The organism is Bradyrhizobium sp. SZCCHNR1017 (assembly GCF_032381375.1).
GTDB lineage: Bacteria > Pseudomonadota > Alphaproteobacteria > Rhizobiales > Xanthobacteraceae > Bradyrhizobium.
The window spans coordinates 13,229-37,122 of record NZ_JAUHIR010000010.1; the positions used below are offsets into that span (position 1 = coordinate 13,229).

The 23,894-nt window shown below is 65.5% G+C and carries 22 protein-coding genes; 13 read left to right on the forward strand and 9 right to left on the reverse strand.

Annotated features, from left to right (window positions below):
- Window positions 1–93 precede the first annotated feature (93 nt).
- The 3 genes from QW863_RS23275 to QW863_RS23285 all read left to right on the forward strand — a co-directional run bounded on the left by QW863_RS23275 (window position 94) and on the right by QW863_RS23285 (window position 4,041).
- Window positions 94–1,899, forward strand: coding sequence for an ABC transporter ATP-binding protein (locus QW863_RS23275; RefSeq protein ID WP_315768724.1), 1,806 nt, complete (start codon window positions 94–96; stop codon window positions 1,897–1,899).
- A 33-nt stretch (window positions 1,900–1,932) separates the two neighbouring features.
- Window positions 1,933–2,634 carry a fumarylacetoacetate hydrolase family protein gene (locus tag QW863_RS23280; RefSeq protein WP_315768726.1) on the forward strand — a complete coding sequence of 234 codons (702 nt, stop codon included), beginning with the start codon at window positions 1,933–1,935 and terminating at the stop codon, window positions 2,632–2,634.
- Between the two features lie 1,137 nt (window positions 2,635–3,771).
- Window positions 3,772–4,041: a hypothetical protein gene (locus tag QW863_RS23285; RefSeq protein WP_315768728.1), complete on the forward strand. Its 270-nt coding sequence runs from the start codon at window positions 3,772–3,774 to the stop codon at window positions 4,039–4,041.
- Window positions 4,042–4,183: 142 nt separating this feature from the next.
- Here QW863_RS23285 and QW863_RS23290 read toward each other — a convergent pair whose 3' ends face one another.
- The 3 genes from QW863_RS23290 to QW863_RS23300 all read right to left on the reverse strand — a co-directional run bounded on the left by QW863_RS23290 (window position 4,184) and on the right by QW863_RS23300 (window position 6,358).
- Window positions 4,184–5,113 (reverse strand): aspartyl/asparaginyl beta-hydroxylase domain-containing protein, encoded by a 930-nt coding sequence (locus QW863_RS23290; protein WP_315768730.1) that lies wholly within the window; start codon window positions 5,111–5,113, stop codon window positions 4,184–4,186.
- Between the two features lie 220 nt (window positions 5,114–5,333).
- Complete coding sequence (locus QW863_RS23295) at window positions 5,334–5,489, reverse strand: hypothetical protein (protein ID WP_315712861.1); 156 nt, start codon at window positions 5,487–5,489, stop codon at window positions 5,334–5,336.
- 176 nt (window positions 5,490–5,665) lie between these two features.
- Entirely contained in the window at window positions 5,666–6,358 is a 693-nt protein-coding gene (locus QW863_RS23300; RefSeq protein ID WP_315768732.1) for a PilZ domain-containing protein, read from the reverse strand.
- Between the two features lie 672 nt (window positions 6,359–7,030).
- On the opposite strand from QW863_RS23300, the gene cpaB reads away from it, so the two are divergent.
- Genes cpaB through QW863_RS23320 form a run of 4 tightly spaced genes read left to right on the forward strand, consistent with a single transcriptional unit; the run spans window position 7,031 to window position 11,369 of the window.
- On the forward strand, window positions 7,031–7,846 hold the full coding sequence (gene cpaB, locus QW863_RS23305) for a Flp pilus assembly protein CpaB (RefSeq protein WP_315712864.1): 816 nt from the start codon (window positions 7,031–7,033) through the stop codon (window positions 7,844–7,846).
- Between the two features lie 17 nt (window positions 7,847–7,863).
- Window positions 7,864–9,333 (forward strand): type II and III secretion system protein family protein, encoded by a 1,470-nt coding sequence (locus QW863_RS23310; RefSeq protein ID WP_315712866.1) that lies wholly within the window; start codon window positions 7,864–7,866, stop codon window positions 9,331–9,333.
- Window positions 9,334–9,366: 33 nt separating this feature from the next.
- A complete protein-coding gene (locus QW863_RS23315) occupies window positions 9,367–10,104 on the forward strand; it encodes a CpaD family pilus assembly protein (RefSeq protein ID WP_315768734.1) in 738 nt (245 codons plus the stop codon).
- A complete protein-coding gene (locus QW863_RS23320; RefSeq protein ID WP_315712868.1) occupies window positions 10,101–11,369 on the forward strand; it encodes a CpaE family protein in 1,269 nt (422 codons plus the stop codon). Before QW863_RS23315 ends, QW863_RS23320 begins: the two co-directional genes overlap by 4 nt.
- A gap of 131 nt (window positions 11,370–11,500) precedes the next feature.
- Here QW863_RS23320 and QW863_RS23325 read toward each other — a convergent pair whose 3' ends face one another.
- The 3 genes from QW863_RS23325 to QW863_RS23335 form a co-directional block, all read right to left on the reverse strand.
- Entirely contained in the window at window positions 11,501–12,370 is an 870-nt protein-coding gene (locus tag QW863_RS23325) for a tetratricopeptide repeat protein (RefSeq protein ID WP_315712870.1), read from the reverse strand.
- 84 nt (window positions 12,371–12,454) lie between these two features.
- A complete protein-coding gene (locus QW863_RS23330) occupies window positions 12,455–12,700 on the reverse strand; it encodes a PilZ domain-containing protein (RefSeq protein ID WP_315712872.1) in 246 nt (81 codons plus the stop codon).
- A 136-nt stretch (window positions 12,701–12,836) separates the two neighbouring features.
- Window positions 12,837–14,759, reverse strand: coding sequence for an FAD-binding monooxygenase (locus QW863_RS23335; protein ID WP_315768736.1), 1,923 nt, complete (start codon window positions 14,757–14,759; stop codon window positions 12,837–12,839).
- Between the two features lie 100 nt (window positions 14,760–14,859).
- On the opposite strand from QW863_RS23335, the gene QW863_RS23340 reads away from it, so the two are divergent.
- The gene (locus QW863_RS23340) at window positions 14,860–15,312 is read left to right on the forward strand and encodes a MarR family winged helix-turn-helix transcriptional regulator (protein ID WP_315768935.1); all 453 of its coding nucleotides are present in this window, start codon (window positions 14,860–14,862) and stop codon (window positions 15,310–15,312) included.
- A 174-nt stretch (window positions 15,313–15,486) separates the two neighbouring features.
- Here QW863_RS23340 and QW863_RS23345 read toward each other — a convergent pair whose 3' ends face one another.
- Complete coding sequence (locus QW863_RS23345) at window positions 15,487–17,037, reverse strand: flavin-containing monooxygenase (RefSeq protein ID WP_409998350.1); 1,551 nt, start codon at window positions 17,035–17,037, stop codon at window positions 15,487–15,489.
- Between the two features lie 60 nt (window positions 17,038–17,097).
- Between QW863_RS23345 and QW863_RS23350 the strand changes: the two genes are divergently transcribed.
- A complete protein-coding gene (locus tag QW863_RS23350; protein ID WP_315768738.1) occupies window positions 17,098–17,823 on the forward strand; it encodes a hypothetical protein in 726 nt (241 codons plus the stop codon).
- A 175-nt stretch (window positions 17,824–17,998) separates the two neighbouring features.
- Window positions 17,999–18,730: an alanyl-tRNA editing protein gene (locus QW863_RS23355; RefSeq protein ID WP_315768740.1), complete on the forward strand. Its 732-nt coding sequence runs from the start codon at window positions 17,999–18,001 to the stop codon at window positions 18,728–18,730.
- 118 nt (window positions 18,731–18,848) lie between these two features.
- Here the strand turns inward: QW863_RS23355 and QW863_RS23360 are convergent, their stop codons facing one another.
- Window positions 18,849–19,817, reverse strand: coding sequence for an AraC family transcriptional regulator (locus tag QW863_RS23360; protein ID WP_315768741.1), 969 nt, complete (start codon window positions 19,815–19,817; stop codon window positions 18,849–18,851).
- 494 nt (window positions 19,818–20,311) lie between these two features.
- Between QW863_RS23360 and QW863_RS23365 the strand changes: the two genes are divergently transcribed.
- Complete coding sequence (locus QW863_RS23365; protein ID WP_315768744.1) at window positions 20,312–21,997, forward strand: PAS domain-containing methyl-accepting chemotaxis protein; 1,686 nt, start codon at window positions 20,312–20,314, stop codon at window positions 21,995–21,997.
- A 92-nt stretch (window positions 21,998–22,089) separates the two neighbouring features.
- A complete protein-coding gene (locus tag QW863_RS23370; RefSeq protein ID WP_315712878.1) occupies window positions 22,090–22,344 on the forward strand; it encodes a hypothetical protein in 255 nt (84 codons plus the stop codon).
- A gap of 112 nt (window positions 22,345–22,456) precedes the next feature.
- On the opposite strand, the gene QW863_RS23375 is transcribed toward QW863_RS23370, so the two are convergent.
- Window positions 22,457–22,948: an ATP-binding protein gene (locus QW863_RS23375; RefSeq protein ID WP_315768746.1), complete on the reverse strand. Its 492-nt coding sequence runs from the start codon at window positions 22,946–22,948 to the stop codon at window positions 22,457–22,459.
- A 466-nt stretch (window positions 22,949–23,414) separates the two neighbouring features.
- Between QW863_RS23375 and QW863_RS23380 the strand changes: the two genes are divergently transcribed.
- The gene (locus tag QW863_RS23380; protein WP_315768748.1) at window positions 23,415–23,795 is read left to right on the forward strand and encodes a hypothetical protein; all 381 of its coding nucleotides are present in this window, start codon (window positions 23,415–23,417) and stop codon (window positions 23,793–23,795) included.
- Window positions 23,796–23,894 lie beyond the last annotated feature (99 nt).

The window sequence follows — 23,894 nt, forward strand, 5'->3', positions numbered from 1 at the left end:
CTTAGCCGGACGCCGGGGGGCTTGAAAAAGCCGCCCCGAGCGGGCAAGCACTGCTGTCCGCCCGGCGATTTGTCCCGGCGGCCAGGGACCAGAATGGCCGAATTTCCGAAGAAGATCACCGACGATCCCTATGGCGCCGCGATCCTGATCCGCCGCCTCGTGATGGAACAGGGTCTCGTCTACTGGCGCCGCTATCTCACCGCCTTTGCGCTGATGGCGGTCGCCGCCGGAGCGAGCGCCACGGCGACCTACGTGCTCGGCCAGGTCATCAACAAGGCCTATGTCGAGAAGAGCATCCCGGGCATCGTGCTGCTCTCCGGCGTCACCGTGCTGCTGCTGTTCGTCAAGGGCATCACCACCTACAGCTACGCCGTCATCCTGTCGAAGATCTCCAACGCCATCCTTGCCAACAATCAGCGGCAGCTATTCGCCAAGCTGATGAACGAGAGCGTCGGATTCTACTCCGAGCGCCATTCCTCCGAGTTCCTGGCGCGGCTGACCTCCGGCGCCAAGTCGATCACCGACATCCTGACCATGCTGATCAATGCCGTCGGGCGCGATCTCGTCACCTTGATCAGCATGATCGCCGTCATGGTGCTCCAGGATCCCTGGATGTCGCTGCTCGGCCTGCTCGTGGTGCCACCGGCGATGCTGGTGCTGCGCAAGCTGGTCAAGCGCATCAAGGGCCTCGCCTACAACCAGTTCACCGGCACCGCCGACATCCTCGAGACGATGCAGGAATCGCTGCAGGGCATCCGCACCGTCAAGGCGTTCACGCTGGAAGACACGATGCGCGCGCGCATCGACGAGAACATCGCCGTGGTCGAGCGCAACGCCAACAAGATGGCCCGCGTCTCCAACCGCTCCAACCCGCTGATGGAGATGCTCGGCGGCTTCGCCGTCGCCGGCTGCCTGATGTATGCCGGCTATTCCGTGGTCGCGCTGGATGCCACGCCCGGCCAGTTCTTCTCCTTCATGATCGCCTTCCTGATGGCGACCGAGCCGGCCAAGCGCCTCGCCCGGCTCAATATCGATCTCAACAGCCAGCTCGTCGGCGCCCGCATGCTGCTCGAAGTCGTCGACAGCCCCGCCAGCGAACAGCCCGACGACGACAAGCCGGCGCTGAAGCTGACGCAAGCCAAGATCGAGCTGCGCGACGTCTCCTTTGCCTATCGCGACAACGAGCCGGTGCTCAACCGCATGAGTTTTGTCGCCGAGCCCGGCAAGGTCACCGCTTTGGTCGGCCCATCCGGCGGCGGCAAGTCGACGGTGCTGGCGCTGCTGCTGCGGTTCTACGAGGCGACAGCGGGCGACATCCTGATCGACGGCCAGTCGATCGCGCAGGTGTCGCGGCGCTCCTTGCGCGAGCAGACCGCCTATGTCGGCCAGGACGTCTACCTGTTCCGCGATAGCATCCGCGCCAACATCGCCTTCGGCAAGCCCGGCGCGACCGAGGCCGAGATCATCGAGGCGGCGAAGGCGGCCTGCGCGCATGACTTCATCATGAGCTTCCCGCTCGGTTACGACACCCCGGTCGGCGAGCACGGCACCCAGCTCTCCGGCGGCCAGCGCCAGCGCATCGCGGTCGCCCGCGCGCTGATCCGCAACGCGCCGATCATCCTGCTCGACGAGGCCACCGCGGCGCTGGATTCCGAATCCGAGCGCCAGGTGCAGGAGGCGATCGAGCATCTCTGCCAGAACCGCACCACCATCGTCATCGCGCATCGCCTGCACACCATCATGAACGCCGACGCCATCCTGGTGGTCGAGGCCGGCGAGATCGTCGAGCGCGGCCGGCATGACGATCTGTTGCGCCGTGGCGGCCGCTATGCTTCGTTCTTCCGCCTGCAACAGCGCGACATGGGGCCGAACGTCATCCCCATGACCGCGACCTCCTGAACCGCTTATTTCACCGCACCCGAGATCCATTTCATGAGCGCCTCCACCGTCATCCCGGCCTTCCCGCAGCCTTCGCTTCCCGTCGTCGGCGAAGCCGGTGTCTTCCCGGTCCGCCGCATCTGGTGCGTCGGCCGCAACTATCTCGAGCACATCCGCGAGATGGGCAATGACGAGCGCGATCCGCCGTTCTTCTTCGCCAAGCATGCCGACATGCTGGCGCCCGAGGGCGCCGTGATCCCCTACCCGCCGCTGACCACGGACATGCATCACGAGGTCGAGTTGGTGGTCGCGCTGAAGAGCGGCGGCCTCAACATCCCCACCGACAAGGCGCTCGACCACGTCTACGGCTACGCCGTCGGCATCGACCTCACCCGCCGCGACCTGCAGCTCGCCTCCCGCAAGATGCAGCGCCCTTGGGAGGTCGGCAAGTCGTTCGACCATTCCGCGCCCTGCTCGGCGATCCAGCCCGCGGCCAAGATCGGCCACCCGTCGACGGGCAAGATCTGGCTGTCGGTCAACGGCACCGAGCGCCAGACGGGCGACCTCTCCGAGCTGATCTGGAACGTGCCGGAGATCATCTGGAAGCTGTCCCAGCAGGTCGAGCTCGCCGCCGGCGACATCATCATGACCGGCACCCCCGCCGGCGTCGCGGCGGTCGTTCCGGGCGACAAGATCGAATGCGGCGTCGACGGCGTGGGCACGCTGAAGGTCTCGATCGGGCCGGCGGCGGCGTAAGCGGCGCCCACGGTCCCTCGCAACACTTCCAAAAAGGCCGCGCTCTGCGCGGCTTTTTTCGGTCTGGCGCCCGATCGCAGCCAGGCACCGGGGTCACCCTCCCCTGGAGGGGGAGGGTCAGACCTGCTTTGCGACATCATCTGATCCACAATCTCAACAGCGTTCAGGCTGAGACGAACATCCACGCTCTCGCGACGCAGTCCGCGCCCTGAACGGCTTTCCTTCATTGAAGCCCAATCGCAGCCGAGGACTGGTTCACCCTCCCCTGGAGGGGGAGGGTCGCCTCACGAGGAGCGAAGCGACACGTGAGGCGGGGTGGGGTGATCTCTCCTCTGGCACCGGTGCGCGTGGAGAGATCACCCCACCCCGCTCGCCCGCTTCGCGCGCGAGCGACCCTCCCCCTCCCAGGGGAGGGTGGGCACCGGCCGAGCGGCAACACTGATCCACAATCTCAAACAGCATCAAGGAAGAGACGAGCACCCACCTTCTCGCGACGCATTCCGCGCCCGAGTGATGCTCCAATTCCCGCCCTCTCCAGATGGAGGGCGCAGGGAAGGCCGGGCGCTGGCCGCGCCCGTGGCCCGCCTGCAGAAAAAAAGCAGGCGGCAGTCACCACAGGTCTGGCCGAACACACCCGGCCTTCCCCGCGCGATGGTTCTAACGGGCTATAGCGCGCTCTTCCTGGTGCACCGGGCTTTCTGGCCACCATCCCCAGCACGACGCCGCTAGGCGTCGTCGCCAAGTTGATACTAGCGTCGGAGTATCAGAACCACGCGCCTTCACCGTCCGCGAGCCAAGCGCTCGTCCGTGCTCATCACACGCCGCCGCCCGCGTCCACCGCATCCCCTTGCCAACGTCCGTGACGACCGCGAACCGTCCCCTACCGTGCAACGGGATGGACGGGACTGTAATGCTGATTTGGGTAAGCGGGGAAGCGATTTATGTTTTTCGGAATATGTTGACAGGATTCCAGATGAGGGATGTGATTTGCCCGACGGGTTGGATTGCGCAGAGCTTGATAACGGAGCAGATTGAACCGGCGACAAATCACCGAAATCGCTTGAGACGAATGGCGCACCATGTTCGATGGCGTCATCATGAGTTCTCTATTCCACAACGATCACCGCGAGATTTAACTTGAAGAGCTATTTCCTCGAAGGTCTCCTGGACGAGGAAGAAGCTCGATCCGCACTATTGGAAGTGCTACCCGGCCAAACATATCCCTGGCTGCTCACTTCGGACACAGGCGATCCGATTGCATATTTCAACATTGACAAGAACGAAGATGGCGTGATTTGCGTCCAAGCGGACATTAGCGGCCGCCACTTCTCTGAGGGTGATCGAGTATTGAATGTGTTGCACACACTGCAACGTCGGCTCGGCGGCAGTGTTTTGGATGACAGCTAAAAGCGAATGACGAAGGAACCTTACAATCACGAATTCTGGATAGAGCAGGCGTAGGGCGGATTAGCCGAAGGCGTAATCCGCCGTCCCTCCGCGGAGAAGAAGCGGCGGATTACGCTCCGCTAATCCGCCCTACTCCCCAATCTCACCGAAACGCCGACACCACGATGGCGCCGACGATCGCCACCGTCAACGTGTACTTCGCCGCATAATACACCGTCCTGTTCCACGCCTTCACCTTCCGCGTGGCCAGATGAAGCTCATACAGCTTGCCGAACACCTTGTTCAGCACGCCGACGTGCTCGCCGTCGACGTTCTGCGTCGCCGAGGCCTTGACGATGTGGTGGCTGACCCAGCGGTTGATGGCGGCGATGAAGCCGAGCTTCATCGGGCGCTCGACGTCGCAGAACAGGATGATGCGGTTGACGTCGGTGGCGTTCTCGGCGCTGTGGATGAAGGTCTCGTCGAACATGAAGGCTTCGCCGTCGCGCCAGACGCAGGGCACGCCGTCGACCAGGATGCGGCACTTGTCGGAGTTCGGCGTGACGAGCCCCAGATGATAGCGCAGCGAGCCGGCGAAGGGATCGCGGTGGGCGCCGAGCTTGCCGCCGGGCGGCAGCATCGCGAACATCGCGCCATGCACGTTCGGGATGGAGTTCAAAAGCTCGACCGTCTTCGGACACAGCGTACGCGCCGACGGTAGGAAGTCGTCGTACCATTTCAGATAGAAGCGCTTCCAGCCGCTCTTGAAGAACGAGTAGAAGCCCCAGTCGTTGTTGGCGGCGGCGGCGCGGATGAAGCCCTCGTCGAACAGGCGTACCGCCTCCTCGCGGATGGTCTGCCAGTTATCGGTGAGCTTCTTCAACTCGGGAAACTGCTCCACCGGGATCACCGGCGTGTTGGGCACAGCCGAGCCGGCATACATCAGCACATTGTAGGGGGCGAGATAGGTGGAGTGGTCGCCGAGCTGGCGGGCGAAGCGCAGCCGCTGCTTGCCGCGGAAGTGGACGTAGATGGTGGCCCCGATCAGGATGTAGAGGCCGATGAGCTGTGGCGCGAAGAGCTGTCTGAGCATGTCCGGGACCCATGATCCGGCCGCTCAGAGCGTGTTGCGCAGATGTGTCGCCTTCTGGGCGAGATCGAAGGGGTGCTCTGATGCCGGCCAAGGGCCTCAATTTAGCCGCAAGCGCGACCGGCCGCATCCCTTCGCACGAGGGTTGTGAACGGGAATCGGGGTTGAAAGTTCTGCGGCGTGACCCGGCTGCAACAGCCGCCGGCCCCGGCTCGCGATCGCGCTAAGCCCGCGTCAGCTCCTGCAGGCCCTTGAAGGTCAGCCGCTTGGGGTCCCGGACGCCGGCCAGATACATGCGGCGGATGAAGGCGGCCACCGCGTCGCGGTCGCAGCCGGTGAGGACGACGATGGCATCCACCGCGGTCTTCTGGGCCTCCATGGGACTGGTCCTCCTGGCAATGCACCCGGCACGCGCAAGCTGTCACGATGCCGATTAACATCGCGTTAACCGTGCGGACGGCCGCCGGTTCCCATGCCGCGATTCCTGCCGCCGCTCCATACGCGAAACCGCGCAGGCCGGAGCGGCCGCCGTCGAGCGCCGCAGGAGCGCCGCCGTCACACCAGGAAGAAGTCCTCCGGCGCCCCGATCAGGCGGTCATCGCCGTGGACCACGAGCTTCCGCCGCATCGGGCGCACCGGCGGCGTGATGACCCGCCGTTCGAGCTCGTTGGCGCCTGGCAACTGGTCGACGAAGCGGACGGCGAAGCCGTCGGGGAAATGCCTGATGACACGGCCGATGCAACTGCCCACCGCCAGCGGCGTGCCGATCTCCGGCTGGATCTCCGCCGAGACCGCGGCGCCGGACATCGAGGCATCAATCACGAAGCACGGGATGCATCTGCCGTCGGCGAGCGTCAGCGCCGAATGCGGCGAGTTCGGCACGAAGCGCGCATCGCGGCGGGAATCGCGGATCGACGGATCCTTCTGCTTCTTCTCCAGCCAGACCAGCTTCTCGGCGAGCTTGGCGCGCTCGGCGCGCGTCATCTCCAGCTCGAGCAGAAAGCCGCCATGCACGGTGTCGCTGATCTCGCCTTCGAACTTGCCGAAGTCGCGGAAATACGAGGTCAGACGATCGCCGACCTTGCCGACCACGGGCACCTCGAGCAGCGCGCGAAACGGCGACACCCGCGTGGTGCGGCAGGCGAAGGATCGCAGCCGTCCTTCCGGGGAATACCAGTTCGGAAGCGTGTAGGACCCGACCGTCTGAATCCTGACCGCGCGCTGCTTCAGGAATCGAGCAACCGACATTGCACGTCTCCCCCCGACCCCATGCTGTCCCCGACGATGGCCCGGCCCACGCCGCGGCACGATATGCCTGTTACAATTTCTACGTGCATTTTCGGTCGAACTAAATCGAATTGGGCAAAGCCGCCATGCCCGGACCGTGCGCGCAAATTGTTGAGGAAATCTGAATCCGAGACGGAAATCCCGCTCAACGGAATCGTATGTCCAACCCGTTTCTGCTTTCTAAAAATGTCGGCCCGTCGGATTACGGTGCGGCGCGGCACTTGTTCGTCCGGGCACGAGCGGCTGATCGCATCAGCCGCGGCGCCATCGCGCCACGACGCACACCGTCTCACGATGAGCGTGCGTTCGCGTCCAACGCGATTAGTCAATGATTCACTCTGACGCGCGGCCACTGAGGCGCAGCTGCAACTCACAATTTCATTCAATCAGATGAGCAACTATCAGCGCGCGCAACCGCGCTGCCAGCAAACAGCTAACACGTTCGTGTCGTTTCGCTATTTGCTCGCTAACAACCTGTTCACCACTTGCGCAATCGGTCCACACGGCAGCGGCTGCCGCCTATGCTGTTCAATTTCGCATATACTATTGCCGCTTAGTCGTAAGTGAGGGGGACGGCTGTCAGTCGGCTCGCGCGTCGCCCCAGGCGTATGAGTAAGCAAAGTAGTCACGCGTATGATGACCGCACGCATCGTGGTGTTAACCATCGCTCTCGGCGCGGGCGGCGTTGCGGCCTATCTGGTCAGCAATTCCGACGGCCAGCGGCAGGCGCCCGTGGCGCCGGTCGTGCAGTTGCCGACGGTCGAGGTGCTGGTCGCCAAGACCGACATCGGGCTCGGACAGGCGATCAAGCCCGGCGACCTGATCTGGCAGACCTGGCCCGAGGCCGCGAGCAACATCTTCATCCGGCGCGGCGACCGTCCCGAGGCGGCCAATCAGCTGGTCGGCACCATCGCCCGCTCGCCGTTCGTGATCGGCGAGCCGATCCGCGAGCAGAAGCTGGTGAAGGCGGACGGCTCCGGCTTCATGGCGGCGATCCTGCCCGCGGGCATGCGCGCGATCTCCACCGAGATCTCGCCCGAGACCGGCGCCGGCGGCTTCATCCTGCCGAACGACCGCGTCGACGTCATCCTGTCGAAGCGCGACAAGAACCCTGACAAGCCCGGCGCCGCCGACTTCGTCAGCTCCGAGATCATTCTCTCCAACGTCCGCGTGCTCGCGATCGATCAGGCGCCGAAGGAGAAGGAAGGCCAGAACACCGTCGTCGGCAAGACGGTGACGCTCGAGCTCAGGCCCGAGCAGGCCGAGACCCTGGCGCGCGCGCGACAGGCCGGCTCGCTGGCGCTGGCGCTGCGCAGCATCGCCGACGTGAACGCCGCCGACGGCAACAAGACCGAGGCGCAGCAACAGCAGCAGCAGATGGCGCGACGGGGCAGCGCCATCGAGATCATTCGCTATGGGATCACGAGCTCGCTCACGGCGCAGAAGTGACCGAAAGGACGAGGAAGATGATGGGTGGGCATCAACGCGCAAAATTCGGGACGTGGGTCGTCCGCGCGCTATCGACATCGGCCGTGATCGGGCTTGCGCTCAATCCGGCGCTGACGCCGGTGAAGGCGGCTGACGACAGGCTGGAGACGCCGGTGGTGTCGGTCGGCTCGTCGAAGGTGCGTTTCCTCTCGCTCGGCATCGGCAAGTCGGTGGTCGTCGACTTCCCGCAGGACGTCAAGGACGTGCTGGTCGCCGATCCCAAGGTCGCCAACGCGGTCGTCCGTTCGGCCCGGCGCGCCTACATCATCGGCGCCGCAGTCGGCCAGACCAACGTCGTGTTCTTCGACGGCGAGGGACAGCAGGTCGCGGCCTATGACATCGCGATCAAACGCGATCTCAACGGCGTGCGCCAGGCGCTGAGCCAGAGCATTCCCGGCGTCAAGATCGACGGCGTCGGCGAAGGCGTGATCCTGACCGGATCGGTGTCGAGCCCGGTCGAGGCGCAGCAGGCCGGCGAGATCGCCGCACGCCTGGTCGGCGGTGCCGACAAGGTGGTCAACTCGATCGTCGTGCGCGGCCGCGATCAGGTGATGCTGAAGGTCAACGTGTCGGAGGTCCGGCGCGAGATCGTCAAGCAGCTTGGCATCGATCTCAGCGCCAGCCTGAACTACGGCACCGCGGTGGTGAACTTCAACAACACCAACCCGTTCACCGCCTATGGCAAGTCGCTGGTCGGCCCCAACGGCCTTTCCGCCACCGGCGGCGGCTTGTCGTCGGTCTCGGCGACGCTGCGCGCCATGGAGACGGCCGGTGTCGTCAAGACGCTCGCCGAGCCGAACCTGACCGCGATCTCCGGCGAATCCGCGACCTTCATCGCGGGCGGCGAGTTCCCGATTCCCGGCGGCTATTCCTGCGATCCCACCACGCGGGTCTGCAGCACGTCGATCACCTACAAGAAGTTCGGCATCTCGCTCAACTTCACGCCCGTCGTGCTCGGCGAAGGCCGCATCAGCCTCCGGGTGATGACGGAGGTGTCGGAGCTGTCGAACGACAACGCGATCACGGTCTCCTATGCGCTGACCTCGGCCTCGACCTCGTCGGTGACGATCCCCGCGATCCGCACCCGCCGCGCCGAGACCACGGTCGAGATCCCCTCCGGTGGCTCGATGGCGATGGCCGGCCTGATCCAGAACCAGACCAAGCAGGCGATCAACGGCCTGCCCGGGCTCAACCAGCTGCCGGTGCTCGGCCAGCTGTTCCGCAGCCAGGACTACGTCAACAACGAGACCGAGCTGATGGTGCTGGTGACGCCCTATGTCGTGCGCGCCGTCGCCCAGAAGGAGCTGTCGCGTCCGGACGACGGCTTCGCGCCGGCCACCGACTCGGAGTCGGCGCTCCTCGGCCGCATGAACCGGCTGTACGGCATCGCCGCCAGGGTCGACGCGGCCACGGGGCAGCCGGCCGGCTTCGGCTTCATCATCGACTGAGATTGCGGGACGACGGGGCACGGGGGAACGATCATGTCGGCAACATCCATACCAGACGGCAGGCGCGCGCTGCGCCGGATCGTCGCCATCGCGGGGCTGGCGCTCACGCTCGGCGCCTGCAACACCACCACCGGTGAGGTCGTCGCGACGATCCCGGACGACTACAAGATCCGCCATCCGATCGCGATCGAGGAAGGCCGGCAGTCGACCGTCGTCTTCATCGGCAGCGGCCGCGGCGGCCTGACCTACCAGCAGCGCGTGGATGTCGCGGGGCTCGCGCGCTCATGGCTGCGCGAAGGCACCGGCGGGATCATGGCGGAGGTGCCGACGGGCACGTCGAATGCGCGCGCCGCGGCCGACGCCTACCGCGAGATCCGCGCCGTGCTGACCGCCGGCGGCGTTCCCTCGCACGCGATCACCCTGCGCAACACCATGCCCGACGATCCGCGGCAGTTCGCCGTCATCCGGCTGAGCTATCCGAAGATCGCCGCCGTCGCCGGTCCCTGCGGGCTGTGGCCCGACGACCTCGGGCCGAACTTCAGCAATCCCGGCTACAGCAGCAACCAGCACTATCAGAATTTCGGCTGCGCCACGCAGCGCAACCTCGCTGCGATGATCGACAACCCGGCCGATCTCGAGCAGCCGCGCTCGGAGATGGCCGCCTACACGCCGCGCCGCTCCGCGCTGTTCGAGAAGTACCGCAAGGGCGAGTCGACGGCGGTGGCGTATCCGGAGTCCGACAAGGCCAAGCTCAGCGATACAGGCAAATGATCAACGCGTCCCGTCAGAGCCAGGATGAGCAGCCCGGCCCCACCGGCCCGGCCCTCGACGATCACATCGCGCCGGTGCCGCGCGTCTCGGTGCAGGCATTCTGCGAAACCGACCAGACCTCGGCCGCGATCCTCGCCGCGAGCCAGGACCGCCGGCTCGGCAAGGCGCACATCACGATCAAGGCGGGCGGCATGCCGCGCGCCATCGAGACCTATCATTCGCAGCCGACGCCGAACGTCATCGTGATCGAGACCAGGCCCGGCGGCGACATTCTCGGCGGCCTCGACGATCTCGCCAGCGTCTGCGATCCCGGCACCCGCGTGGTGCTGATCGGCAGCCCGTCCGACGGCGTCGCCTATCGCGAGCTGGTCCGGCGCGGCGTCAACGACTACGTGCTCGGCCCGGTCGAGACCATCGACGTGATCCGCTCGGTCTGCAGCCTGTTCTCGGCCTCGGAGGCCGTCATCACCGGCCGCATCATCGCCGTGGTCGGCGCCAAGGGCGGCGTCGGCGCCTCCACCGTCGCCCACAACGTCGCCTGGAGCATGGCGCGCGACCTGACGCTGGATTCGGTCGTGATCGATCTCGACATGGCGTTCGGCACCGCAGGGCTGGACTACAACCAGGATCCGCTGCAGGGCATCGCCAACGCCGTGTTCCAGCCGGACCGGCCGGATACGGCGCTGATGGAGCGCCTGCTCGCCAAATGCACCGAAAATCTCAACCTGCTCGCCGCGCCCGCGACGCTCGACCGCGTCTATGATTTCGGCGCCGACGCGTTCGACGCGATCTTCGACACCCTGCGCATGACCCAGCAATGCATCGTGCTCGACGTGCCGCACCAATGGTCGGCCTGGACGCGGCATGCGCTGATCAATGCCGACGACATCCTCGTGGTCGCCGAGCCCGATCTGGCGAACCTGCGCAACGCCAAGAACCTGCTCGGCGTGCTCAAGGCCTCGCGTCCCAACGACCGGCCGCCGCTGTACTGCCTGAACCAGGTCGGCATGCCCAAGCGGCCGGAGATCGACCTGAAGCGCTTCGCCAAGACCGTCGAGGCCGAGCCGGTCGCGGTCATCCCGTTCGACTGCAAACTGTTCGGCACCGCCGCCAACAACGGCCAGATGATCGCGGAGATATCGGGGCTGAGCCGCACGCCAAAACTGTTCCAGGACATCGCGAACCGGCTCACCGGCCGGATCGACCACAAGCCGCAGCGCGGCTCGCTGCTGGCGCCGATCGCGAAACTGCTCGGCGCGAAATAGCGCCTGAGATCATGATGCGATTCCAGGGACTCGCATCATGATCTCATCTCTTTGTTTGGGCATGATCTCCGCGTAAATGCCGTTGGCGTTTGTCGCGAGGGAAAACCGGTTTCCACTTTCCGGATCATGCTCTAGTCGTCGGACCGGCTGAGTGCCCGCGCCAGCGCCTTGTCGGGCTCGCCGGCCACCGGACGGTCGCGGCGCGGCGACAGCTCGCGCTGCGCGATCTTGCGGCGCTCCAGGATGCGCTTGACATAGGCGACGCTGGCGCTGGCCTGCTCCGGCGGCAGCCCCGAACGCGCGATGCTCTCGGCCTCGCTCATCCGGCCCTGCAGGCCGACGATGACGGCGAGATTGGTCCGGACCCGCGGGCTGGCATCGGGGTGCGCGCTGGCCTTGCGCAACTGCTCCTCGGCCTTCGGCAGTTCGTTCGAGAGCGCATAGGAGAGACCGAGATTGGACAGCACGGAAGGATCGTCAGGGGCGATCTTCAGCGCCGTCATGTAGTATTGCCGGGCCTCCTCGTTGCGCCCCATCTGGTCGAGCGTGGCGCCCTGCGCCGACAGGATGCGCCAGTCGGGATCCTCGGGCGAATGCGCGCGGCTGAGCACGTCGAACGCCTGCTGGAAATTGCCATTGTCGGCAAGCGCGCGGCCAAAGGCCGCCAGCAGCGCCTTGTTGCCGGGATTGGCGATCGTCGCCTGCTCGAGCACGGCGACGGCCTGCGAGCGCTGGCCGGTGCCGCGCAGGGCGCTGCCATAGCGCAGCGCCACCTCGGGATCGTTGGGATTGGCGCGGAAGCGCTCGCGGAGCTGGTCGATCTCGGCGCGCGGGTCGGCGGCGGCAGCGCGGCTCTTTTCGGGATTGCCGCCCAGTGCCCCCGTGACCTCGCTGAGATCGGTGGTCTGGCAGGCGCCGAGACCGAGCAGCACGGCCGTGAACGACAGCGCGAACGCGGCCGGCCGGAGCAGAGGGAGAGAGCGAAGGGGCCGCGTACGCATGCAACTGAACTACTTCGGGACCAGATGATCTGCACGCTGGCAGATTAACCCTAAGGTCCCGTTAAGCGGGCGCGGCCGGCCCGCTCAATCGATGAATTCGGCGCCGAACTCGCAGCCGATGCGCCAAGCCAGCCGGCACTTGCGCTGGTGGTCGGGCGCGAAGACGATGGTGAACTGCGGGGGAATCTCGACGAATTCGGCGATCACCTTGACGCCGCCGTCGGAAATATCCGTGACCGTGCAGTCCCGCGGCAGGCTGCCGTTGCCATAGTGAATCTTCGCGATCCTCCTGCACAGCCGACGTTCACTCTTGCGACGGTTCGCCAACATCAACATTTCGACGTCTCACCCACTCAATCGTCCAATCCGGAGACCTCGTTTGTAGCGAGGAAACCTTGGGATCTGGCTAGCGCCAAGCCCGGAAATCCGGCGACCGGATTTGGGTTTCGTTTACCCTCTGCATCCCTCAGCGGACCGGCAGCAGCACGCCGTCGAAATATGCCGACAGCCTCCCGACGTCGTCGAGCGGCAGGACGTCGGCGACATACTGATCGGGCCGCACGATCACGATGCAGCCCGCGGCGCGATCGATGCCGCGCATCGCAAAGATGTCCTGGCCGCTCTTCAGATCGGCACAGAACATCTTCTCGTAGTCGATGAGACCGTAACGGCCCTTCCGCGGCAGCAGCAGCTCCGGCATTCGTTCGAGCGCGAGCTCGCGATGCCCCTGCTGGAACACCGCGCGCAGATCGATCACGGAGTCGATGTCGGCGCCCACCTGGGTGTGGCGGCGCACGGGCGAGGCTGCATCCTCGCTGAGGAATGTGCACAGGCGGCGGATCGCGGACCCCGGCGCGGTCGGATCCTCCGCCGCCGCGAAAGCGAAGATGCGGAAGCGGCCGTCGGCTTGCACGACATGTCCGAGCTGCGCCGGCTTGGCGTCGCCGAGCCGGATGACCGGCGCCGAGTGAAAGCGCTTGCCGATGACGAAGCCGGTGGCGAGCGGCTGGAAGGTGTCGTCGCCGGTGAGGACGGAGGGTCGATAGTGCGTGGCGGTGCCCGCCGTGTAGCGGCCGTGACGGACGAAATAGTCCTGCGTCTTGGCCGCGTCGGCGCCGCCCTGCTTGGCGGCGGAGGCAAGAATTCCCGACCATTCGCGATCGAAATCGATCAGCTCCTGGGCGATGGCCCGCCGTTCGGCCGAATAGCTGTGCAGGAGCTGCGGCGCGCAACGCCTGCCCAGCACGGCGGCGAGCTTCCAGCCGAGATTGAACGTGTCCTGCATCGACACGTTCATGCCCTGCCCCGCCTTCGGGCTGTGGGTGTGGCAGGCGTCACCGGCGATGAAGACGCGCGGCAGCCGCGTTGCGACCTCGGCCTCCGGCACGTCGTCGAACTTGTCGGTGATGCGCTGGCCGATCTCGTAGACCGACCACCACGCGACCTCCTTCACCTCAAGCGTATAGGGCGCGAGAATGCGCTGCGCCTTGGCGATCACCTCGTCGACGGTGATGTTGCGCCCCGCCACGCGCTCGCCGACCTCGAGCTTGGCAAGCTCGACATACAGCCGGACCAGATAGCCGCCCTCGCGCGGGATCACCAGCAGGCTGCCGTCCTTGGCGGACTGGATCAGCGATTTGAAGCGGATGTCGGGAAAATCGGTCACGGCGAGCACGTCCATGACGCCCCAGGCGTGGTTGGCGGAATCCCCGTGCAGTTCACGGCCGATCGCCTTGCGCACGACGCTGCGCGCGCCATCGCAGCCGACGACGTAGCGCGCGCGCACCGTCTCCACCTGGCCTTCATGCTCCGGGTCTATGCGATCGAAGCTGACGGTCACGCCGTGCGCGTCGACGCCCGCGGCCGGATCAATCCGCAGATCACGCAGTCGCCGCGCGTAGTGCGGCTCGAGCTTCGCGGCCGAACGGCGCATCACGTCCAGGAAGAAATCGTGGACCCGAGCCTGGTTGAGCACGACATGCGGCATCTCCGACAGGCCGTCCTCGACGTCCTGCACGCGACCGCTGCGCGCGATATGCTTGCTGTCTTGGTCGCTCGGCTTCCAGAACGTGGTCTCGTTGATCCAGCACGCTTCCCTCAGCACTTTCTCGGCAAAACCATAGGCCTGGAACATCTCCATGGTGCGGCAGGCGATGCCGTCGGCCTGGCCGAGCAGCAGCCGGCCCGGCTTCTGCTCGACGATGCAGGTCCTGATGTCCGGAAAAGCGGAAAGCTGGGCAGCGAGGTTCAACCCGGCGGGGCCACAGCCGACGATGAGGACATCGGCCTCGGGCGGCAGCGGGCCGGTCGCGCCGGCGCTCGCGACACGTTCGGCCGCGTCGAAGATCTCGGGATCGCCCGGCTGGAAGCCGTTGAGATGAAACTGCACGTGACCACCCTCCCTCGCCATTCTTATTGATCAGTATGCTGATCATCAGTATGCTTGTCAAGCTGGTGACAGGAGATTCGAATTGACCGAGATGCGGGACATGCCGGGGCACCTGGCGCGCCGGTTTCAGCAGATCGCCGTGGCGGTGTTCCTGGCGGAGGTGGAAGCGGCCGGCTTCGACCTGACGCCGGTGCAATATGCGGCGCTGGCGGCGATCGCGGCCAACCCGGCCATCGACCAGATCACGCTCGCTGGCCTGATCGCCTATGACCGCACCACGATCACCGGAGTGATCGACCGGCTCGCACAGAAGGGCCTCGTCGTCCGCCGTGCGAGCGCGCGCGACCGCCGGTCACGGGAGCTGTTGATCACCGATGAGGGGAGAAGGACGCTGGAGGCGATCACGCCGGCGGTCGAGGCAGCGCAGCGGCTGATGGTGCGCGGCCTCAGCGAGACCGAGGCGAAGGAGTTGGTCCGCCTCATGCAGAAGGCGATCGCCGCCGGCAACGATCTCAGCCGCGCGCCGCTGCGGGAGGGGGCGGCGGAGCGGTAAGCCCAAGCAAAACTGCTGGTTGCTTACCCGTCATGCCCCGGACCGGTTCCGGGCATCCGCGTTCTTCCAAGCCCAACGACATCGATGGCCGGATCCAGCCCGGCCATGACGATGTGGAGAGAGCCGCCCCAAGCTGACGTCATAGAGGCGAGCGCCGCTCGTGCCCCCCTGCCCTCACGAATACCGCATCACGCCGTCGTCGACCTTGCCGAAGCGCAGCGAGACGATATCCAGCGCGTAGTTCTGGTACAGCCGCCACGGCCGCTTGGAGCCCTGTTTCGGCAGGTCGGCGACCGCGCGCTGCACATAGCCGGAGCTGAAGCTCAGCGACGGCAGCGGCGTAACGGTGGAATCGTCATTGTGCGGCACGCATTGGCGATAGCCGTGCCGGTCCATGTAGTTCAGGAGCCGGCAGACATATTCGCAGGTGAGGTCGCATTTCAGCGTCCACGACGCGTTGGTGTAGCCGAGCGTCGCCGCCAGATTCGGCACGTCGGAATACATCATGCCCTTGTAGTTGAGCGTCTTGGCGAAATCGACGGTGCGGCCATCCACGACGACCTCGATGCCGCCGAGCACCTGCAGCACCAGCCCGGTCGCGGTGACCACGATATCGGCCTCGATTTCGCGGCCGTCGGCGAGGCGCAGGCCGCGCTCGGTGAAGGTCTCGATCCCGGCCGTCACCACCGAGGCGCGCTGCTCGCGAATGGTCTTGAACAGGTCGCCATCCGGCACCAGGCACAACCGCTGGTCCCACGGGTTGTAGCGCGGCGTGAAATGGGTGGCGACGTCGTAATCGGGACCCAGCGCGGCGCGCACCCCGCCCAGGATCAGCTGCTTGACCCGCTGCGGCTTGCGCCGGCTGAGCTGGAAGAAATACATCCCGAACAGCACGTTGCGCCAGCGGATCAGGTGATAGGCGAGGCTGGCGGGCAGATGCCGGCGCAGCTTGTTGGCGAGCGCGTCCTGCGCCGGGCGCGACACCACATAGGTCGGTGAGCGCTGCAGCATCGTCACATGCGCGGCGGACTTGGCCATCGCCGGCACCAATGTGACCGCGGTCGCGCCGGAGCCGATCACCACGACGCGCTTGCCGGCATAGTCGAGATCCTCAGGCCAGGCCTGCGGATGCACGATGCGGCCCTTGAAATCGGCCATGCCCTTGAAGTCCGGCAGATAGCCCGACTCGTAGCGGTAGTAGCCGGAGCACATGAACAGGAAGCCGCAGGTCATCCGCACGGTCTCGACCGTGCCCTGCTCCGTCCGGCGCTCGGCCTCGACGGTCCAGCGTGCGTCCGCGCTCGACCACGACGCGCGCCGGACCCGATGGTTGAACCGGATGTGGCGGTCGATGCCGTTCTCGGTCGCGGTGTCCTGGACGTATTTCAGGATCTGCGGCCCGTCGGCGATCGCCTTCGGATCGGTCCACGGCTTGAACGAATAGCCGAGCGTGTACATGTCGCTGTCGGAGCGGATGCCGGGATAGCGGAACAGGTCCCATGTGCCGCCGATCGCGCCTCGCCCCTCCAGGATCGCGAAGCGCTTGCCCGGGCACTTGTGCTGCAGATGATAGGCGGCGGCGATGCCGGACAGCCCGGCGCCGACGATCAGCACGTCGACATGCTCTGTTGACATGAGGTGTTCCTGGCGTTTCCTGGTGCGGCTTTCTTGCTCTGGCTGCGGACAGTCGCAACCCGGCTCGTCGCTGTCAAATCGCCGGCGCATTCGTCGTCGGTCAACCCTCCTCCGCTATCAGCGGGAAACACCCTCGATACGGATCCGGTGATGAACGCTCCCCACCCGCGCGACGACAGGCCCGGCGACAGCGACAGCCGGGACGGCAGTGGCGCGCCGTCGCAGCACATCGCCCTGGGCTTTTCGCTGTTCGCAATCGGGCTCGCAGCCTGGTCGCTCTTCCCGAGCTTTCCGGCCGGCCAGCTGATCGCGGTCGTCACCGTCATCCCGCTGCTGGCGCTCATCCTCACCTTGCGCTTTCCCGGGCGGTTCCGCATCGGCCTCGGCTCCGGCTACGGCGCCAATCTCGGCACCGGTTGCATCGTGGCGGCCGGCACGCTCGCCGCGCGCACGCTGTCGGACATCAATCTCGTCGACTGGCTGCCGCTGACAGCCTTCGCGACCGCGGTCGCGATCATTTTCCTCATCGTCGCCGCGCGGTTCGAAACCCAGCTCCGCCGCCGCGGCTGGCGGCTACTGCTCGCCGCTATCTTCGTCGCCGCCTATGCGTTCGGGACGCTTGGCCAGTTCAACACCGCACTCGACCGCTCGGCGCCGGCGCTGCTGCGCAGCCGTGTGCTCGCCAAGCATCTCGGCCACAGCCGGCTCGCCACGCATCAGGTGACGCTCGAGCCGTGGGGCCCGTTCGCGAGAGCCACCGATGCACATGTTGCGCAGGCGCTGTACGAAAGGTTGCAGCCGGGCGACACCGTGTGCCTGCGCCTGGGCGATGGCGCGTTTCGCATGGCGTGGTTCACGGTGGCCGCATGCCGTTGAGACCCGGCGCTGCGGCCGAGACAGGAACGGCCATTTGCGCAGCGCGGCGATGCTGCGTATCGTCGTAGCTTCGTGGCCCGCATGAGCGCAGCCATATCCGGGGCCTCACGCGCCGTCTCGATGAACCCGGATGTTGCTCCGCTCATCCGGGCGATGCGATTGCGAGCCGTTCTGCATGACCGACTTCCTGCCCCGCCCTTTCGCTGTCGATCGTCCCGACGTGCTGGATCTCGACATCACCGCGCTCGACGCGCGCCCCGGCGCGGTGCTGGTGGCGCGCTCGCCGTTCTATCCCGGCGGCGGCGGCCAGTTGCCGGATCGCGGCACGATCGCGTGGAACGGGATCGTCCGCGTCGTCACCGGGTTCGAGCCGACCGCCGACGGCATCTGGCACCTGATCGGTGATGACGCCATCCCGGACGGGGCGATCGAGCTGCGCGTCGATCCGGCGTTCCGGCAGCGCATGAGCGAGCAGCACACGGTGGCGCATCTCGTCAACAGCGCCGTCTACACGCTGTTCGACGGCGCGCTGCTGACCGGCGTCCGCATGACCGAGACCGACGAGTTCAGCGTCGATTTCGATCTGCCCAAGGTCACACCGGAGCAACTGCGCGCGGTGGAGGATGCGGTGAATGCCGCGATTTCGGACGATCGTCCGGTGCGTGCCTTCGACATGCCCTATGACGACGCGCAGGCGACCGCGGGACTGTTTCGCGCCAAGTCGGTCGCCCCGCCGCGCCAGGCCGACGGCCTGATCCGCATCGTCGACATCGACGGCCTCGACCGCCAGGCCTGCGGCGGCACGCACCTGGTCTCGACGGCGCAGGCGCGGCGCATCCGCATTCTCAAGGTCGACAACAAGGGCCGGCAGAATCGGCGGTTGAGGATCGGATTCGTCACGGCTTGAGAATCGCGCGGCTCGCGATGAAACGGCCGGCGTCGCAATGCACATTGTCAAACGCGTATATCATCGCTCGACGTCCGATACGATTGTAGCGCAGGCGCGTCCGTGATCCCATGGAAGCTCACGTCTTCCTTGCGTTCCGCAACGTCTCCGAGGGCAACTCACCCATCATCTGGCGGTACTCGCTGGCAAAGCGGCCCAGATTGCCAAAGCCGCATTTGAAGGCGACCGACACGACGCTTGTGTTGGCATCGGGCCGTCGCAGAAGTTCAGATGCCCGCTGAAGTCGGACGCGCTTGGCAAACTGGCCGGGTGATCCGCGTCCCGACTCCGAGAACTCGCGGAAAATCGACCGGACGCTGACCCCCGCGATGGCGGCGATCTTCTCGAGGTCCAGAGGCTCGTCCCAATGTGCCTCGATATAGGACTCGACGGTATCGACAACCATACGGTTGACTCGCTGGGGCGCATTCAGCAGGCGGCTGCTAAAGCTGTGCCGATTTGCAAGCAGGAGCCGGATCATCAAGCTCCGCTCGAGCTCTGCGATGGCTATCGGCGAGTAGTCCGCTCCGAACATCTGCAACTCACCGGCAAGCCTGAAAACGTCCTGGCGGACGAGAGCCATGACAGCAGGATCGGTTGGGCCTTCGTCAAAGGTCAGATTCGTGTCTCTGTCATCGCCGAGCATGGCTCTCAACAGCTGGTGCAAAGGTGCGCTTTCGACCCTGACCACCAGTTGGCAGTAGCCGGCAGGAAATTCGAGATCCAGTCTTGAATCCCCGGATATCAGGGGACTCCAGGCGACGATCGCCCGGTGGCCCCGCGTGGTCCTGTATCCTGCAGTGCCCTGGATCGAGAAGAACTGTCTGTAGATCGTCGATTCCGGAAACGAAAGCGACGCTGCGCCCGCATATGAGCAGAACGCCAGCCCCGCGGTGCTGAGCCGCGCAAGATTGGCCTCGATGCCGAAGCTGGAGTCGGAGCTGTCGAAACGATCGACGGCGTAGATGCTGAACAAGCGATCGCGCGCGAACTCGCGATCACGCGAGCGAAACAGCGGATATCGATCGAGATATGAGATTTGACCCAAACAGCTCCTCCGCCCGATCGGCATCACCACCTGGTCAACCCTTGTGCAATCGTCAGGCGCGTGAGCACAAGGCCGTGCGTTAGGACACGTGGCAAGCACGAATTTCATTCAGTTCCACGGTTCGGACAACGTCCCGGCGCGAGGGGGCGTACGATTTTCGCGGTGATAACCGAACACCCCGTATTGTTACGGACAGAATGCTGCCTCGCGGGGCTGGCCGTGGTCTGCGCCGGGTCGTCCAATGGCTCGCTCGGAACAACGGCGGACCAAGCGGCCAAATGCGATGGGTATCGGGGTCATCGGAGCGGCAGCATACGGCCGATCTGTCCGGGATCGGACAAATACTTGGATAATTCGATTCGACTACGATCCGCTCACTCTGGACCAGAGTCGGGCCTCGCGGCGGCGTTTGGCCCCAGCGAACCAAGGTCCTGGAAATCGACAGACGTGCATGTGCCGAAACCCCGGCAGAGCAGACCTAGAGAGGAAAGAGAATGTTCGGCCGCAGACACGCCAAGGGTGACGCACAGGCCATGCTCGACGCGATCAGCCGCTCGCAGGCCGTGATCGAGTTCAACATGGACGGCACGATCATCACGGCAAACAAGAACTTCCTCGATACGCTCGGATACCGGCTGGATGAGATCCAGGGCAAGCATCACAGCATGTTCGTGGCGCCGGCCGAGCGGGACAGCGCGGCCTATCGCGAATTCTGGGCGGCTCTCAACCGCGGCGAATTCCAAGCCGCAGAATTCAAGCGGATCACCAAAGGCGGCGGCGAGGTCTGGATCGAGGCGTCCTACAATCCGGTTCTCGACGGCAACCGCCGACCGGTGAAGGTGGTGAAGTTCGCGACCGACATTACCGTGAAAAAGCTGCGCAGCATGGCGGACGGCTCCAAGATCGCTGCCATCGATCGCGCCCAGGCCGTGATCGAGTTCAAGCTGGACGGAACGGTCGTGACGGCGAACCAGAACTTTTGCGACGTTCTGGGTTATCGGCTCGACGAGATCCAGGGCCGGCATCACAGCATGTTCGTCGAGCCGTCACAGCGCGACAGCGCGGCGTATCGCGAGTTCTGGACGGCCCTCAACCGCGGCGAATATCAAGGCGGCGAATACAAGCGCATCGGCAAGGGAGGCAAGGAGGTCTGGATTCTCGCAACCTACAATCCCATGCTCGATACCGCCGGCAAGCCGTTCGGCGTGGTCAAGTTCGCGACCGACGTCACCGCGCAGAAGCTCAGGAACGCGGATCTGGCCGGCCAGATCGATGCGATCGGCAAGTCGCAGGCTGTGATCGAGTTCAACATGGACGGCACGATCATCACCGCGAATGACAATTTCCTGCATGTGCTCGGCTACACCCTGGCCGAGGTCAAAGGCAAACATCATAGCATGTTCGTGGAGCCTTCGGAGCGCGATGGTGCCGCCTATCGCGAGTTTTGGGCCGACCTGAACCGGGGACAGTATCAGGCGGCGGAATACAAACGCATCGGCAAGGGCGGCAAGGAGGTCTACATCCAGGCCTCGTACAATCCGATCCTCGATCTCAACGGCAAGCCGTTCAAGGTCGTGAAGTACGCGACCGACGTCACCAGGCAGGTGCTGGTGCGCATAGGCAACGAGCGCGTCCGTGCGATGATGGAATCCGTCGCAGCGGGCTCCGAGGAGTTGAACGCGTCTGTGCGGGAGATTTCCGAAGCCATGACCAAGTCCCGCGAGACGGCGATGGGCGCCGTCGGTCAGGTGGCATCCGCCGACGGCCAGGCGCAGCGGCTGTCCGAAGCCACGCAGGCGATGAGCGGCATCGTCGAGATGATCAACAACATCACCGGGCAGATCAACCTGCTCGCGCTCAACGCCACCATCGAATCCGCCCGCGCCGGCGAAGCCGGGCGTGGCTTTGCGGTCGTCGCCGCCGAGGTCAAGAACCTCGCCAACCAGGCCAAGCAGGCCACCGACAAGATCGCCCAGGAGATCGAGAACCTCAACGGCATCTCGGGCGACGTCGTGACGGCGCTCAACTCGATCAAGCAGGCGATCAACAGCGTCAGCGAATACGTCACCTCGACGGCAGCGGCGGTGGAAGAGCAGAGCACGGTGACGAACGAGATGTCGTCCAGCATGGCCCGCGCCGCAGCCGAAGCTCAGGCCTTGGCCGCCCGGACCGCGGCTTAGCTGCGCACGACCAGGGCGGCGGAGCCCGGCGGGCCGCCGCCCCATAAGCGATCGAATGCGGGCGTTCACAAGAAGGCGCTGACGAGAAGACCGTGGCCGACATCATTCATTTTCCTGCTCCCGATTCCTCGCGATTCGTCGAACAGCACGCCGTGGCGGCTTGTCGGGCACTCCTGCGTCCCCAGACCGAACGCCTCCAGCAAGAGTTGCAGCAGTGGCGCAACGCCTTGGATGAGTTGGATCAGCACATCGGCGCGGACCCGTCATTCGCCGCGCTACTGTCTGAGAGCGCAAAGGTGCGCGAGCTCATCTCCGCTGCCGAAAGCGCGCTGGACGCAATCTTCTGAGACCAGGCGGTGCTCGCCGCGGCACGGCTGACGGTTGCGCGGCGACGCGCACCGCCAGGATTGCCGCCATCAAGCCAGCGGGACGACAGCAGTCCCGGTCGCCGCCGCAAGGTCACGGCCGATGCAAGATCACGTCGAATCCTTCATCCGGGCTCGGCGCCACGAAGTAGGAGGTGAACAGGTCGAACTCCTCATCCGTCACCGTGAAGGCGTGGCGGCCTTCCGCGTTGCGGGCGCGCAGCCGCGCCTTGCAGACCTCGTCGGGCACGTCGAGATGGTGCAACTGGTGCGGCACGCCCGCGGCTTCGAACAGACCGCGCATCCAGGCGCGGCTCGCCGGCGTGTTGGCGGGGAAGTCGAGCACGACCGAAACGCCGGCTCGCAACAACGCGACGACGTGCGGCCCCATCACGCTGCGCAGCCGTGACGAATTGCGCACGTAGTCCGCCAGGCTGCTCTGCTCGCCAGGATAGAGCCGCGACAGCCAGTCGTCCTCGGCGACCACGACGGTGGCCGGGCGATGGCCGAGCTCCGCGGTGAGCGTCGATTTGCCGGCAGCGATCTTGCCGCACACGAGGTGCAGCGTCGGTTGGTTGGGAGACACGGATACAGACCTCGCATACAGCGCCTTTTCGGGCGCCAACAACATTCACAGGCAATTCTCGCAGGCAGAAGCGCCCGGCCCGACGGATCAGGCCGGGTCGGTAATTCGGCTGCTGACGGCAGCGCCTGCGATGCGAATGCGAAAGGTCATGAAGATACATTTGACAGATGTCGCTGACGGCGTCCAGGCCCGGCCGTCATCCGTCGCGAGACCGCGCCGCGATTGAGTTCGACTCGCAAGAATGGCCCGCGCGCATTTCAGTCGCACCGGCCGCTCGCGAATGAGTTGAAGTCACTTCACTGTGGCTGAATTGATCCACTGCGACGGGAGTCGAGCCGGCCGCGTGTCGTCCATTGCCAACCGGATGTCCGCTCCTGTAGGTAGTTGCGAGGGACGGGGGCGTTAGTCGGTGGCTCGTCAAGGGCGTCAACTACAAGGCATCGCATCAGGACGACGTGAGGCGCGCATGCGCTCGGCGCGGCGGCGCGCAGCGCTGTCGCGGCTCGGCGGCGCTCTCGTCTGGTTTGCGGCATGGGCCCTGATCTTCCAGTCCGCGCTGGCGCTCTCCGCGATGAGCGCTGCGGTTGCGGCCCCCGATGCCGTCGCCATCATCTGTCAGAGCTCCGTCGACGGTCCGACGTCGGACGACATCGGCACTGCGGCCAAGCAATGCGCGAGTTGTCCGTTCTGTGCGCTCGGGCGCGGCGTCACTGTCCCGCACGTCCCCGCCGTGGCGCGGCCGATGCCGGTGGTCGTGGCGATCCTGATCGAGCGGACAGACCTCGTTGCGGCGCCTCGGCCTACGCTCGAACTGCCGGTCGCTCGCGGACCACCGGCGGCCCTCTAGGCCGATACTCCAGACATCTCATCCCGTCACGATGCGGCCGGTCTCGTCCGCGCGCGCTGTGGGCTGCCGTCCGGCGGTCGCCGCAGCCGTGCCCGCAGC

What these genes read in the sequence shown, in the direction of transcription:
- QW863_RS23275 (WP_315768724.1), top strand. Translation starts at nt 94, where the DNA reads ATGGCCGAATTTCCGAAGAAGATCACCGACGATCCCTATGGCGCCGCG.
- QW863_RS23280 (WP_315768726.1), top strand. Translation starts at nt 1,933, where the DNA reads ATGAGCGCCTCCACCGTCATCCCGGCCTTCCCGCAGCCTTCGCTTCCC.
- QW863_RS23290 (WP_315768730.1), bottom strand. Translation starts at nt 5,113, where the DNA reads ATGCTCAGACAGCTCTTCGCGCCACAGCTCATCGGCCTCTACATCCTG.
- QW863_RS23295 (WP_315712861.1), bottom strand. Translation starts at nt 5,489, where the DNA reads ATGGAGGCCCAGAAGACCGCGGTGGATGCCATCGTCGTCCTCACCGGC.
- QW863_RS23300 (WP_315768732.1), bottom strand. Translation starts at nt 6,358, where the DNA reads ATGTCGGTTGCTCGATTCCTGAAGCAGCGCGCGGTCAGGATTCAGACG.
- cpaB (WP_315712864.1), top strand. Translation starts at nt 7,031, where the DNA reads ATGATGACCGCACGCATCGTGGTGTTAACCATCGCTCTCGGCGCGGGC.
- QW863_RS23310 (WP_315712866.1), top strand. Translation starts at nt 7,864, where the DNA reads ATGATGGGTGGGCATCAACGCGCAAAATTCGGGACGTGGGTCGTCCGC.
- QW863_RS23315 (WP_315768734.1), top strand. Translation starts at nt 9,367, where the DNA reads ATGTCGGCAACATCCATACCAGACGGCAGGCGCGCGCTGCGCCGGATC.
- QW863_RS23320 (WP_315712868.1), top strand. Translation starts at nt 10,101, where the DNA reads ATGATCAACGCGTCCCGTCAGAGCCAGGATGAGCAGCCCGGCCCCACC.
- QW863_RS23325 (WP_315712870.1), bottom strand. Translation starts at nt 12,370, where the DNA reads ATGCGTACGCGGCCCCTTCGCTCTCTCCCTCTGCTCCGGCCGGCCGCG.
- QW863_RS23330 (WP_315712872.1), bottom strand. Translation starts at nt 12,700, where the DNA reads ATGTTGGCGAACCGTCGCAAGAGTGAACGTCGGCTGTGCAGGAGGATC.
- QW863_RS23340 (WP_315768935.1), top strand. Translation starts at nt 14,860, where the DNA reads ATGCCGGGGCACCTGGCGCGCCGGTTTCAGCAGATCGCCGTGGCGGTG.
- QW863_RS23345 (WP_409998350.1), bottom strand. Translation starts at nt 17,037, where the DNA reads ATGCGCCGGCGATTTGACAGCGACGAGCCGGGTTGCGACTGTCCGCAG.
- QW863_RS23350 (WP_315768738.1), top strand. Translation starts at nt 17,098, where the DNA reads ATGAACGCTCCCCACCCGCGCGACGACAGGCCCGGCGACAGCGACAGC.
- QW863_RS23355 (WP_315768740.1), top strand. Translation starts at nt 17,999, where the DNA reads ATGACCGACTTCCTGCCCCGCCCTTTCGCTGTCGATCGTCCCGACGTG.
- QW863_RS23365 (WP_315768744.1), top strand. Translation starts at nt 20,312, where the DNA reads ATGTTCGGCCGCAGACACGCCAAGGGTGACGCACAGGCCATGCTCGAC.
- QW863_RS23380 (WP_315768748.1), top strand. Translation starts at nt 23,415, where the DNA reads ATGCGCTCGGCGCGGCGGCGCGCAGCGCTGTCGCGGCTCGGCGGCGCT.